We start from the raw sequence: 12945 nt of genomic DNA, 5'->3' as shown, positions 1-12945 counted from the left end.
GGAGATATGAGGATTCGATGACACTCTGGGGCACGCCATGCGGGTGATGGTCGTCGAGGACGACGAGGATCTCCGGGTCGCCGTCTGCGCCGAACTCGGCGCGCACGGGGCCGTCGTCACCGCGGCGCGGTCGATCGGCGAGGCCGACCTCGCCCTGCGGGCCGCGGCCTACGACTGCGTGGTCTTCGACCGCATGCTGCCCGACGGCGACGCCCTGCACTTCGTGCGCGCCGGGCGGCAGCGGGGCTGGACGACGCCGGTGCTGTTCCTGACCGCCCTGGCCGCCGTCGGCGACCGGGTCGACGGCTTCGCCCACGGCGGCGACGACTACCTGGTCAAGCCGTTCGCCATGGCGGAGCTGGCCGCGCGCGTGCGGATGCTGTGCAGGCGCGCGGGCGCGCGGCCCCCGGTGCTGCGGTACGCCGACCTGGAGGTCGACTGCGCCCGCCGGGAGGTGCGCCGCGCGGGCACGCTGATCTCGCTGTCGCGCAAGGAGTTCGCCGTCCTCGAGTACCTGGCGATCCGCCCCGAGCAGGTGGTGACCCGCAGCGAGCTGATCGAGCACTGCTGGGACGACGGCACCGACCCGATGTCCAATGTGGTCGACAAGGTGATCAAGCGGGTGCGGGACAAGCTGCACGAACCCGGGCTGGTGCACACCATCCGCGGCCGCGGCTACCGGCTGGCCACCGCGTGAGGCCCCGCTCCGCCGCCGACCGGCTGCGCAGGCTGCGGCTGGTGCTCACGGTCCTGTTCACCGTGCTCAACACCGCGGGCCTGATCGTGCTCGCGGTGGTCATCGTCGACACCGACCGCGACCGGGGGCGCGACCGCATCGACGCCGAGCTGCACCGGGTCACCAGCGTCATCAGCAGGCTGCTCGTCTACGTGGACGGCACCATGCACTTCAGCGAGGTCAAGAAGGACACGCTCAACGACCGGTGCCCGAGGTTCGCCGTGGTCAGCGCGGGCGCGGCCACCTTCCCGACCTACACCAGCCCGGCCCCGTGCCCGGACGTGCCCGCGGCGACGCTCGCGGGCTACGCGCGCGAGGCGGTGGACGTGGACAAGACGCTGTCGGCGTACGAGCACGACGTCGACGGCGACCTCGTCCTGCTGTTCGCCGAACCGGTCCGCGCCCCGACCGGCCAGTACATCGGCGCGGTGATCGCGTGGGCCGACGCCGAGGCCGAGGAGGCGCGGCACGACGGGTTCACACTGCTCGTCGCGGGCGGCTGCCTGCTGACGCTGCTGCTGCTCGCCGGGGCGGGGCACGTGCTGTCCGGGCGGGCGATCAAGCCGGCGGTCACCGCGCTGAGCCAGCAGGAGGTGCTGCTGGCCGAGACCGCGCACGACCTGCGCACCCCGATCGCGGCGCTGCGGGCGCTGGCCGAGAGCGCGCTGCGCAACCCGGAGCAGAGCCCGGAACTGCTCCCCCGCACCGTCCGCCTCGCGGGCCGGATGGGCGGGATCATCGACAGCCTGCTGGTGCGCGCCCGGCTCGCCGCGGGCGTCGACGACCTCGCGATCCAGCCGATCTGGCTCGACCAGCTGGTGTCCGTCGTGGTGGACGAGACGCCCGCCGACGGCGCGTCGATCACCCTGACCGCCGCCCCCACCCAGGTGATGGCCGACCCGGGACTCGTGCAGCGCGCGATCGGCAACCTGCTGGACAACGCGCTGCGCCACGGCCGCCAGCCCTACGCCAAGGCGGTCGTGCACATCACCGTCGCGGGCGGGCGGGTCACCGTCGCCGACCACGGCCCCGGCGTCGACCCCGCGCTGGCGGCCGAGGTGTTCGACCGGTTCCGCACCGGCAGCGGCTCCACCGGCCTCGGCCTGGCGATCGTCCGCTGGGTGGCGCAGGCGCACGGCGGCGCGCTGAACGTCTACAACGCCGACGAGGGCGGCGCGATCTTCGAGCTCGTCCTGCCGCCGCGGTGACCCGGTCCGGCGGATGTACCGGATGGATTACCCTCTGTGGCATGGACCGGGGGGACACCAGATCGTCGCTTCGCCGGGCCAGGGTGCCCGCGCTCGTGGCCGTGGTCGCCGTCGTGGGGGCGGTCGTGGTCGCCGTGTCCGGCGCGGCGTCCCGGGTCCCCGGCGTGCGGTTCCTGCCCGCGGGCAACTGGGTCTACAACACGATCATGGGCGCGGCGTTCCACGTCGACGGCGGCACGGGGAACATCGACGCGCGGATCGACGTGGCCGCGGGGCCGGGCGCGCAGGTCGTGCAGGGCGACACCGCGGCCGTCGTGGTGAGCGACGACATCCACCGGTTCAACCAGGCCGAGCTGGAGGTCGTCGAGACGGTGCCCGCGCCGGTCGACGAGACCCCGGTGGCGCTGGAGGCGCCGGGCGGGCCGTACCTCGCCTACCTCGACGCGGGGATCATCGTGCGGTACGGGGAGGTCGAGGCCAACGTGCGGCTGACGGGCCCGCTGAGCAGGCCGGTGGTCACCGCCGACGGCACGCTGTGGGTCCACCGCGGCGCGACGAGCAGCCTGTGCAGGCTGGCGGGCGAGAGCACGGAGGCCGACTGCTCTGTCCCCACGCCGCAGGGCGCGACGGGCGCGCTCACCACGATCGCGGACGAGCCGGTGTTCCTCGACCTGTCCGCCAACGCCATGCACGCCGTCGACGGCGGCGGTCTCGGCGCGGCCGTGCCGCTCGGCGTCGACCTGCCGGACACCGCGCAGCCCGCCGCGACGGACGTCGCCGGGCGCGTCGCGGTCCTCGACCCGGCCAACAGCCGCGTGCACATCGTGGGCGCGGCGGCCCCGCCGACGAGCGTCGACCTCCCGCCCGGCGACTACACCGCCCCGGCGTCCACCGGCGAGGTCTTCGCCGTGGTGGACCGGGAGGACGACACGCTGCTGGTGTTCGACGGGGCGGGCGCCGAGCGCACGAGGAAGCCGCTGCCGCCCGAGGGCGGCGAGCCGACCCTGGCCGCGGGCCAGGACGGCAGGCTCTACGTCAAGGGCGGCGAGGGCGAGCACGTGGTGATCGTCGACCGCGGCGGCGACGTCACCGACGTGCCGGTCGACGGCGTCGACGTGACCACGACGCCGACCCGGGACACGACCACCGCGGGCGAGGACCCGACCACCACCTCCACCACCGTCACGACCACGACGCCGACGCGGGTCGAGCCGACGACGCGCATCCCGCCGCCGGTGGCCCCGCCGAGCCCGCCGGGCGCGCCGCCGGGGGTGCGGGCCATCGCGGGCGACGGGTCGGCGACGGTCACCTGGCAGGCTGCGGCCGCCAACCGCGGCCCGATCACCGGGTACCGGGTCTCCTGGCCGGGCGGCTCCACCACCGTGGGGCCGAACGTCCGCCAGGCGCGGGCGGGCGGGCTGACCAACGGGACGCGCTACGTGCTGACCGTGGCCGCGGTCAACGCCGCGGGCGTCGGGCCCGGCACCCAGTCCAACCCGGTCGTCCCGGCAGGCCCCGCGGCGGCGCCCCGCGACCTCGTGGTCGACGCCGCGTCCGGCGAGGCCACCCTGACCTGGGCCGCGCCCGCGATGGGCGGCGGGCGGTTCGTGCACTACCGCGTCAGCGCGACGGGCGTCGCGGCGCGGACGGTGACCGGCACCTCGGTCGTCCTCAGTGGACTGCCGACCGACCGGGACGTCACCTTCGCCGTGCGCGCGGTGACCGAGGTGAACGGGCGCAACGTCGACGGCGCCGCGGCGAGCGCGGTCGTGCGGGCACCGCGCCCGGTCATCACGGTGACCCGGGGCAGGACCGAGGGCTACGACGGCTGCGAGGTGCCCGAGTGCGGGTACATGCTCGTGACCATGACCGGTTTCGAGCCGGACACCCACTACGAGGTCGAGGTGTACGCGACCAGCGACTACACCAATCCCGGTCGCGGCACGACGACCGACGGCGAGGGCAAGGCGGACTTCGAGGCGTTCCCCTTCGAGGGCGTCGGCGAGCAGGTGTGGGTCGAGGCCACCCTCGACGGCGAGGTCGTGGCCAGATCGGCCCGGTACACATGGAGGTCAGGGTGACGGACGCGGCCGAGGTCTACCGGCTGATCTCGGCGAACGTGCAGGCGGTGGTGCGCGGCAAGCCGAGGGTGGTGCGGCTGGCCATCGCGGCGCTGCTCGCCGAGGGCCACCTGCTCGTGGAGGACGTGCCCGGGCTGGGCAAGACGACGCTGGCGCGCTGCCTCGCCCGCAGCGTCGGCGGCGAGTACCGGCGCATCCAGTTCACCCCGGACCTGCTGCCCGGCGACATCACCGGCGTGCAGGTGTACCACCAGGGCGCTGAGCGCTTCGAGTTCCACCCCGGCGGGGTGTTCGCCAACGTCGTGCTGGCCGACGAGATCAACCGGGGAACGCCGAAGACGCAGTCGGCGCTGCTGGAGGTCATGGCCGAGCGGACGGTGACCGTGGACTCGGTCCGCCACGACGTGCCCCGCCCGTTCCTGGTGATCGCCACGCAGAACCCGATCGAGATGGAGGGCACCTACCGGCTGCCCGAGGCGCAGCTCGACCGGTTCCTCATGCGGCTGTCGGTGGGCTACCCGGACCTGGAGACCGAGGTCCTGGTGATCATGAGCGACTGCGCGGGCGTCGGCCCGGACGAGCTCTCCCCCGTCGTGCACCCCGACGCGCTGCGCGCGGCCGTGGCGCAGGTGCGGGCCACGCACGTCGAGCCCGCCGTGTGCGAGTACGCAGCGCGGCTGGCCGCCGCGACCCGCGAGCACCACGCGCTGCGCTACGGCGCGAGCCCGCGCGGGAGCATCGCGCTGGTCCGCGCAGCACAGGCAGTGGCGGCCACGCACGGCCGCGGCTACGTCACGCCGGACGACATCAAGGAGGTGGCCGAGCCGGTGCTGGCCCACCGCCTGGTGCTCACCCCGGACGCCGAGCTGAACCAGCGCGCCCCGGCCGACATCGTCGCCGAGGTCCTGGCCGCCACCCCCGCGCCCACCTCCCCGGCGCGGTGACCCGGCTGACACCGCGCGGTGTCGCGCTGCTCGTGGCCGCGGTCGGGGTGGGGACGGCCGGGGTGCTGCTCGGCTATCCGCTGTTGCGCGTCCTGGCGGGCGTCGGGCTCGGCGCGGTGGCCGCCGCCTTCGTCAGCACGCGGGGGCGCGTGCGCGTCGAGGTCGTGCGGGAGGTCTACCCCGACCGGGTGCAGCGGGGGCGGCCCGCGTTCGCCCGGCTGCGGGTGCGCGGCACCGGCTCGCGTCGGCACGCCGGGTTCGTCGCGGGCGACCGGGTGGGCTCGGGCTTCCACACCGTCGCCGTGCGCCCGCTGCCGCCGGGCGGGGAGGCGGTCTACCACTACGAGCTGCCGACCGTCCGAAGAGGACGGCATGAGGTCGGGCCGCTGACCCTGGAGCGGACGGACCCGCTGGGGCTGGGCCGCAGCCGGGTGACCGCGGGCGACACGACGACGTTGTGGGTGCACCCCCGGGTCCATCCCGTGCGGGCCGTGGTCACCGGGCATCCCCGGCACCACCACGACGGCCGCACGACCGAGCGGTCCCCGCACGGGTCGCTGGACGTGCGCGACGTCCGCGAGTACGTCGTGGGCGACGAGGTGCGCCACCTGCACTGGAAGGCCACGGCGCGGACCGGGCGGCTGATGATCAGGGACTACCTCGACCCCGAGCAGCCGAGGTTCACCGCGCTGCTGGACACCCGGTCGGCGGGTGACGGGTTCGAGGAGGCGGTGGACTTCACCGCGTCCCTGCTCGCGGCGTCGGCGGGCGCCGACCACCGCTGCAGGCTGGTCACGCCGTGCGGGGTCGACATCCCGACCTGGGGCGGTATCCAGGCGACCCGGCAGCTCCTCGACGCGCTGTGCGTGCTCGAACCGTCGGCCGCCGACGGGCCGCTGGTCCCGCCGACGCTGGGCGGCTCCGGCGGCTGCCTCGCGGTGGTGACCACGCGGCTCGACGCGGACGACCGGGTGGCGATCGCGCGGCTGCGGTATCCGATGACCGTGGTGGTCGTTGTCGGGGGTGGGACGGTCGGCATGCCGGGAGCGCGCGTGCTGACGGCGGCGGACGCGGCGGAGGCGGCTCGGCGGTGGAACGCGGTGGTCGCGGGATGAGGACCCGCGTCGCGGTGGGGTGCGTGCTGCTGGCCGCGGCCTGGGCCGGGCTGCTGTTCGCGCCCGTGTTCGGGGTCGGCCCGCTGCTCGTGCCGATCATGGCCGTGGTGGCCGTCGTCTACGCCGTCTTCGAGCTGTGCGCGCGCGCACCGGTCCTGGTGCCCTGGCGTCCGGTGGTGGCGCTGGCCGCGGGGCTGCTCGCGGTCGTGGAGACGGTGCTGTGGGACACCACGGCGGCGGGCGTGCCGACCGGCGCGACGGTGCGGGCGCTGTCGGCGGGGCTCGCCGAGTCCTGGCAGCTCACGCTCCAGTCGACCTGGCCCGCCCGCGACGACCCGGAACTGCTGCTGTTCGTGCCGCTGGCGGTGCTCGCCGCGGCCGTGCTCGGGATCGAGGCGCTGCGCAGGCCGCTGCTCGCGGTGCTGCCGAGCCTCGCCGTCGTCGCGCTGAGCCAGGCGTACCAGGCCGCGGACGGGGCCGCGGCGACGGTGTCCGCGCTCGCCTACGCCGCTGTCGTGGCCACGCTGCTGGGGGTCACGTCCGGGTCGTGGTCGGCGCGGCGGTCGCTGGTCGTGGTCCCGACCGTCGTGTTCGCGCTGGCGGGCGCGCTGCTCGCCGGGGTGCTCGACCCGCTGGACCGGGAGCCGTACCGCCTGCAGGCCGACCGCGGCGTGGTCCCGCCGGTCCGCACGGTCAGCCCGCTCGCCGAACTGGCCGGGCGGCTGATCGATCCCGACGAGCCCGTCTTCACCTACACGGCGGCGCACCCCGTCGACCGGTGGCGGACAGCGGTCTACGACCGGTTCGACGGCGGCACGTGGACCGCCAGCCCCGACTACCGCCGCATGGGCGCGGAACTGGACCCGCGCGTCGACGGCCCGGTCGTGGAGCGCAGCGCGGACGTCGAGGTGCCCGAGCCGGAGGGCGAGCTGCCCAGTCAGCCGCTCCCGGTCGCCGTGTCCGGGGTGGCGCCGCTGGTGGACGAGGACGGCGGGATGCTGCTCGTCCCCGGCGCCGACCGCGCGCTCGCCTACCGGCTGACGTGGCGGGAGCCCGCGGTCGACGCGACCGCCCTGCTGGCCGCCGCGGTCGACGCCGACGCCGCCGACCGCATCCCCGAGCAGGGGCCCGTTCCGGCGGGCGCGGCCGAGTGGGCGCGGGAGGCCGTCGGCGACCTGCGGCCGACGTTCCAGACGGCGCTCGCCCTGGAGGAGTACTTCCGCGACGGGTTCCGGCTGGCCCGCGGGGCGGACCTGCCGACCGGCAGCGCGTGGCGGCACCTGGAGGAGTTCCGGCGCGTCAAGCGCGGCACCAGCGAGCAGTTCGCCGCGGCGTACGTCGTGCTGGCGCGCGCGTTGGGCATCCCGGCGCGCCTGGTCGTCGGGTACCGGGGCGCTGCCGAGGCGGGCACGGTGACGGTGCGCAACGGGGATGTGCTCGCCTGGCCCGAGGTGGCGGTGGAGGGCGTCGGCTGGGTCCCGCTGGACCCGACGCGGTCCGCGCGCACCACGGCGGGCGGACCGGGGCTGGCCGCCGCGGCCGAACGCGCCCGGGAGGTGCTGCCGCCCGCGTCCGAACTGCCCGAGCCTCAGTTGGAGCCCACCCCCGTTGCGGAGGCGGAGGAGCCGGGCGGCGCGTTCCCGGTGCTCCCCGTGGTGCTCGCGCTCGGCGCTCTCCTGCTGTTGGCGCTGCTCGCGATGCCTGTCGCGGCCGCAGTCCGGCGGTGGCGGCGACGCCGCATGGGCGTTCCGGGCGCCTGGTTGGAGGCACGGGACCTGATACGCGCCTGCGGTGTCCCGACCGCGCCGGGCATGACCGTTCGGGACCTGGCGCGCACGGCGCCCGATCAGTCTCTTGTGGACGCTTTGCACGAGCTGGCCGCGATCGTCGACGAGGCGCTGTGGTCAGGCCGGCCCGGTGAGCACACCGCGCGGGCGTGGGCCGTGGTCCGGCGGATCCGCCGTGGGCTCCCGGCCCCGGCCCGAATGCGGGCCGCGCTGCGGCCGTGACAACAACCTGCCGCACGGCCGGACGGGCGGCATCCGGTTCTACGATGGCGACGAGTGGAGGAGGTGGCGATGTCCGACGATGGGCTGCACCCCATCGGCCACGGGCCCGTCGCCACGGTCTACTCCGGGACCCATGACGGCGAGCCCGCCGCGTTCAAGGTGTTCCCGCGCGGGTTCGACCGGCGGACGCTGGCGGCGTTCACCCGCGAGCAGGCCGCGCTGCCGCCGAACCGGGCGATCCTGGCCGTGGAGGAGGTGACCCGGCTCCCCGACGGCCGCCACGCGCTGCGGCTGCCGCTGTGCGCGGAGTCGCTGGCCGACCGGGTCCTGCGGACCGGCGGGCTGCCGGTGGACGACGTCGTCATCCTGGGCGCGGCCGTGGCGGGCGCGTTGGCCGCCGCCCACGCGGTCGGGGTCGTGCACGGCGGGATCACCCCGACGAACATCCTGATCCGGCCGTCCGGGGAACCGGCGGTGGCGGACTTCGGCACCGTCCTGCGCGACGCGTTCACCCGCGATCCCATGCACGGCGTCGAGTACACCTACCCGGACACCTTGCGCACGGGCGTGCGCGACGAGCGCTCGGACCTCTACGGGCTCGGCGCGGTCCTGCACTTCGCGCTCACCGGGCAGTCGCCGTACCCGAGCAGGTTGGGCGAGCAGCCCGGCCAGCGGGTGCTGCGCGTGCTCGGCGAGCCGGTGCCCGCGATCCACCGGCCGGACGTGCCGGTCGCGCTGGCCACCCTCATCGCCCGGCTGCTCGCGCCCGGCGCGGCGCAGCGCACGCTGGACGCCGCCGCCGTCGCCGACCAGTTGGCCGACACCGGCCCGGTCGCGGTCCCGGTCGCCGCCGAGGAGCCGTCCGAGACTCCCCCGCCGCCGCCCCGTGGGCCGCGGTACGGCCTGGCGGCCGCAGCGGTGGTGGTGCTCGGCGTGCTGGCGGTCGTGCTGGCGATGGTGGTGCAACGGGAGCCCGCGGTGTCGGCGGTCCCGCCGCGCCAGCCCGTCACGGCGGCGACGACCTCGCAGGCGCCGGAGGTCCGGCTGGAGCTGGCCGATCCCAAGGATCTCGGCGACCGGGTCGAACTGCGCTGGCACACCACCCGGGAGATGCAGTTCGCGGTCCGGGTCGCGGTGGAGGGCGGCGGCCCCGCGCCGTACCGGCTGGTCGGCACGCGCACGTCGTACACGGTGACGGTGGACCCGAAGCTGAAGTACTGCTTCTCGGTGCAGGGCTCGGACACCGTGGACTTCTACGTCACCGACCCCAAGCCCATCCGCGGCGCGGTCTGCTCCGGCTGATTCGGGCTTGATCTGGTGCGCGCACCAGTTCCTACGGTCAATCGCCATGACGACGAAGACAGTGGGGAACAGCGGGATCGCGGTCAGCGCGCTCGGCATGGGCTGCTGGGCCATCGGCGGCCCGATGCGCCTGGGGGACCTGGAGGTCGGCTGGGGCGCGGTCGACGACGACGAGTCGGTCCGCGCAATCCACGCGGCGATGGCGGCGGGGGTCACCCTGTTCGACACCGCCGCCAACTACGGGACCGGGCACAGCGAGCGGGTGCTGGGCCGGGCGCTGGCCGGGCGGCGCTCGGAGGCCGTGCTGGCGACGAAGTTCGGCCACCGCATCGACGAGTCCGCGCGGCTGATCCTCGACGTGGCGGTCGAGCCGGAGGACGTGCGCGCGTCGTGCGAGGCGAGCATGCGCAGGCTCGGCACCGACTACCTCGACCTGTTCCAGCTGCACGTCGGCGACCTCGACCCGGCGCGGGCGGACGACGTCCGCGACACGCTGGAGTCCCTGGTGGCCGAGGGCAGCATCCGCGCGTACGGGTGGAGCACCGACGACGTCGACCGCGCCCGCCGCTTCGCCGGAACCGGGACCTGCGCGGCCATCCAGCACACGCTCAACGTCATGCAGGACGATCCGGAGATGCTCGCCCTGTGCGAGCGGACGGGCATGGCGAGCATCGCCCGCAGCCCGTTGGGGATGGGCGTGCTGACCGGGATGTTCCGCGCGGGCGACCGCCTGCCGGACGACGACGTCCGGGCACAGCGGCTGGAGTGGATGGCCTACTTCCGCGACGGCAGGCCCAACGAGCAGTGGCTCACCCGGTTGTCACAGATCCGCGACGTGCTGACGAGTGGCGGACGCACCCTCGCCCAGGGAGCGCTGGCCTGGCTCTGGGCACGCAGCCCGGTGACGATCCCCATCCCAGGCATCCGGACGGTGCGGCAGGCGGAGGAGAACGCGGGCGCGATGGCGTTCGGCCCGCTGACGAGCGCGGAGCTGGCCGAGATCGACCGGCTGTCAGCCCCCGTCGCAGGCGATCTCGTCCGCTAAGACCGCCATCACCGCCCGGGGCAGGGCGACGATGCCCGCCCCGGGCACCCGGACGACACGCCAGAACGTGGAGGAACACGGGCGCGGCGGTGTTCGGGTCGTTGACGAGCACCGAGTTGGCCGAGTTCGAGCGGTCGTCAGCCTCCGTAGTAGGCGATCTTGTCCTCCAGGACCTTCATGGCCGCCTGGGTGCGGGCGAGTTGGTCGGCCAGTTCGGCGTGTCTGCGGCGGAGGAAGGCGACGCGGTCGGCTGGTTCGTGCTCGCCTCTGAGGAGCGTGGTGAACCGGCGGAGCTCGTCGATGCCGAGGCCCGCGTCGCGCAGGCAGGTGACGATGCCGATCCAGGCGACGTCGTCGGGGGTGTAGCGGCGGGTGCCGCCCGCGGTGCGGCCGATGGGGCCGATCAGGCCCTCGCGCTCGTAGTAGCGCAGCGCGTCGAGGGTGAGGCCGGTGCGGCGGGCGGCCTCGCTGGGTGGGAGGGTCTCGGTCACCGGATCAGGATGCCTGCTCCACGGCGGCAGCGACGCGTCCGCCAGCTCCTCGGGCTGAGACGGCCTCGGCTCACCGGATCAGGATGCCTGTTCCCAGGGCGGCGGTGAGGCGTCCGCCAGCTCCTCGGGCTCAGACGGCCTCGGCTCACCGGATCAGGATGCCTGTTCCCAGGGCGGCGGTGAGGCGTCCGCCAGGTCCTCGGGCGCGGAGAGCCGCCACGCCTCGTAGACCAGCTCGTGCAGTTCGTCGGTCTCGACGCGGTCGAGGTGGACGACGACCCAGCCGAAGCCGCCGGAGGTGAACTGCTCCTCGAACACGTCGGGCCGCTCGAACACCAGCGCCCGCTGCTCGGACAGGGTCTGCTTCAGCCCCACGGTCTGCGTGCGCGGCCAGTAGTACCCGAACCGCCTGCCGCGGACGCTGTAGGAGGTGTACTCCCCGCCCTGCCGACACTCGACGTCGACGAGCGAGTCCACCATCAACTGGAAGTCGGCGCTGGTCGCAGGCATGTCCCCTCACATCGGTCGCTCGCGGGCCAGCGTAGAGGGCGCCACCGACAACGCCGACCGGTGGACATCAGGCGGATGTGCCGGGCGCGTCAACCGGGGGTGGCAGCGTGCCGGGTATGAAGCTGATCGCGGTGGTGGTCCTGGCGCTCGGGCTGGTCGCGGCTCCGCGGACGGCAGCGGCGGCGGGGTGCGCGTGGACGGTGACCGAGTTGCCCGCTCCCGCCGGGTACTCCCACGCCACCGCGACCGCGCACGCCGGTGCGGGGCTGGTCGTCGGAACCGTGTGGAAGACCGATCACCGGGAAGGCGTCGTCTGGCGCGACGGTGTTCCCCGGGTCCTGCCCACCCCGCCGGGGAAGGGAGCCGGGTCGAACTATCCGGCAGCGGTCAACGCCTCCGGGGTCATCGCGGGCCGGTGGGCGGGCAACGACGGCAGCCACACCGCGTGGCGGTACGCCGAGGGCGTCTACCAGTTCCTCCCGGGTCGGGGCAGCTGGGTGTCGGTGCCCACCGACATCAACCGGGCGGGCGACGTGGTCGGTTTCAGCAGGCTGTTCTTCGGCGGCGCCCAGGTCAACACCCTGCGGTGGCCGGTCGACGCCCCGGGCGGGTACGTCGACCTCGGTGAGGCGTCGCCGCGCGGGATCGATGACGCGGGCCGGGTGGTGCTGTCCACCGGTCGGGTGGTGAACGCCGACGGGACCTCCTGGCAGCTGCAGGGCGGCCTGCCGTCCGCCTACGAGGACGGCCGCATCGTCGGCTACCAGGGCGCCGCAAGCCCGTACACCATCGTCGAGTGGGACCTGACCGGCCGGCTCGTGCGGCGCGTCCCCGACGGCGTCCCCACCGGGGTGAACGCGGCGGGCGACATCGTCGGCGTCCACACCGCGGGCACCGTGGCGGTCTGGCGCAACGGCGGTGTCGAGCACGTGACGTCACCCGCGCCCGCGCGCAGCCACGTCCTGGACATCACCGACGACAACGCCATCGTGAGCGACTACCGGGTCGGCAGCGCCACCCGCAGCGGCCTATGGCGCTGCGTCTAGGGCGAGAACACCCGCAGATGGTCCCCGGCCGCCGCTGACGGGCAGTCCGCGTGCGCCCCGTGGACCACCGGGGACGGGCCGGGCGCACCCCCATCGGCCCGTCGGACCGCGCCCGGCCACGTCGACGCGACCAGCACCACCCCGGACAGCACGACCAGGACCACGGCGATCGCGCGCTGCCACGCGGAGCCGGTGGCGGGCGGCCGACCGCCCACCACCGGCTGGCAGTGCGTCATCTCGACAGGCTGAGCATCGTCCAGGGCCGCCTGCGGACTCGCACTTCCATCTCTCCTCCTGACGCCGGGCCGCGGTGGGCGAACGCCACCGCGGCCCCTTCCCCCGGCGGATGGCGGTACGGCCGTCCCCCGCCTGCGCCACCCATGCCGACATCGTGGCGGACGAATCTTGCGAAAGGCCTGGAATCCCCAGCCCAAGCTGGTATTCCGGTGGGGAGGCCG

Annotated in this window: 12 protein-coding genes; 9 read left to right on the top strand and 3 right to left on the bottom strand. The window is 74.8% G+C overall.

Features of this window, described 5'->3' with window-relative positions; genetic code table 11:
* Positions 1 to 37 precede the first annotated feature (37 nt).
* The 8 genes from Actkin_RS15150 (at position 38) to Actkin_RS15115 (ending at position 10440) form a co-directional block, all read left to right on the top strand.
* Entirely contained in the window at positions 38 to 697 is a 660-nt protein-coding gene (locus Actkin_RS15150; RefSeq protein WP_229787821.1) for a response regulator transcription factor, read from the top strand.
* Positions 694 to 1944, top strand: a complete 1251-nt coding sequence (locus Actkin_RS15145; protein ID WP_189214352.1) for a sensor histidine kinase — start codon at positions 694 to 696, stop codon at positions 1942 to 1944. Before Actkin_RS15150 ends, Actkin_RS15145 begins: the two co-directional genes overlap by 4 nt.
* A gap of 41 nt (positions 1945 to 1985) precedes the next feature.
* Positions 1986 to 4025 (top strand): fibronectin type III domain-containing protein, encoded by a 2040-nt coding sequence (locus Actkin_RS15140; protein ID WP_258907697.1) that lies wholly within the window; start codon positions 1986 to 1988, stop codon positions 4023 to 4025.
* Positions 4010 to 4969 (top strand): AAA family ATPase, encoded by a 960-nt coding sequence (locus Actkin_RS15135; protein WP_189214350.1) that lies wholly within the window; start codon positions 4010 to 4012, stop codon positions 4967 to 4969. Before Actkin_RS15140 ends, Actkin_RS15135 begins: the two co-directional genes overlap by 16 nt.
* Positions 4966 to 6084, top strand: coding sequence for a DUF58 domain-containing protein (locus Actkin_RS15130; protein WP_258907696.1), 1119 nt, complete (start codon positions 4966 to 4968; stop codon positions 6082 to 6084). Before Actkin_RS15135 ends, Actkin_RS15130 begins: the two co-directional genes overlap by 4 nt.
* On the top strand, positions 6081 to 8093 hold the full coding sequence (locus Actkin_RS15125; protein WP_258907695.1) for a transglutaminase TgpA family protein: 2013 nt from the start codon (positions 6081 to 6083) through the stop codon (positions 8091 to 8093). The genes Actkin_RS15130 and Actkin_RS15125 overlap by 4 nt, the downstream gene beginning before the upstream one ends.
* 69 nt (positions 8094 to 8162) lie before the next feature.
* Positions 8163 to 9395, top strand: coding sequence for a protein kinase domain-containing protein (locus Actkin_RS15120; protein ID WP_258907694.1), 1233 nt, complete (start codon positions 8163 to 8165; stop codon positions 9393 to 9395).
* 46 nt (positions 9396 to 9441) lie between these two features.
* Positions 9442 to 10440, top strand: coding sequence for an aldo/keto reductase (locus Actkin_RS15115; protein WP_258907693.1), 999 nt, complete (start codon positions 9442 to 9444; stop codon positions 10438 to 10440).
* 137 nt (positions 10441 to 10577) lie between these two features.
* Here the strand turns inward: Actkin_RS15115 and Actkin_RS15110 are convergent, their stop codons facing one another.
* Positions 10578 to 10931 carry a MerR family transcriptional regulator gene (locus Actkin_RS15110; protein WP_189214345.1) on the bottom strand — a complete coding sequence of 118 codons (354 nt, stop codon included), beginning with the start codon at positions 10929 to 10931 and terminating at the stop codon, positions 10578 to 10580.
* A 153-nt stretch (positions 10932 to 11084) separates the two neighbouring features.
* Complete coding sequence (locus Actkin_RS15105; protein WP_189214344.1) at positions 11085 to 11441, bottom strand: MmcQ/YjbR family DNA-binding protein; 357 nt, start codon at positions 11439 to 11441, stop codon at positions 11085 to 11087.
* Between the two features lie 116 nt (positions 11442 to 11557).
* On the opposite strand from Actkin_RS15105, the gene Actkin_RS15100 reads away from it, so the two are divergent.
* On the top strand, positions 11558 to 12487 hold the full coding sequence (locus Actkin_RS15100; protein ID WP_258907692.1) for a hypothetical protein: 930 nt from the start codon (positions 11558 to 11560) through the stop codon (positions 12485 to 12487).
* Here the strand turns inward: Actkin_RS15100 and Actkin_RS15095 are convergent.
* The gene (locus Actkin_RS15095; RefSeq protein ID WP_189214342.1) at positions 12484 to 12723 is read right to left on the bottom strand and encodes a hypothetical protein; all 240 of its coding nucleotides are present in this window, start codon (positions 12721 to 12723) and stop codon (positions 12484 to 12486) included. The two genes, Actkin_RS15100 and Actkin_RS15095, sit on opposite strands and share 4 nt — an antisense overlap.
* Positions 12724 to 12945 lie beyond the last annotated feature (222 nt).

It is taken from the genome of Actinokineospora sp. UTMC 2448 (assembly GCF_024760565.1).
Taxonomy (GTDB): Bacteria; Actinomycetota; Actinomycetes; order Mycobacteriales; family Pseudonocardiaceae; genus Actinokineospora; species Actinokineospora fastidiosa.
This window is presented reverse-complemented; position numbering and strand designations above follow the sequence as displayed.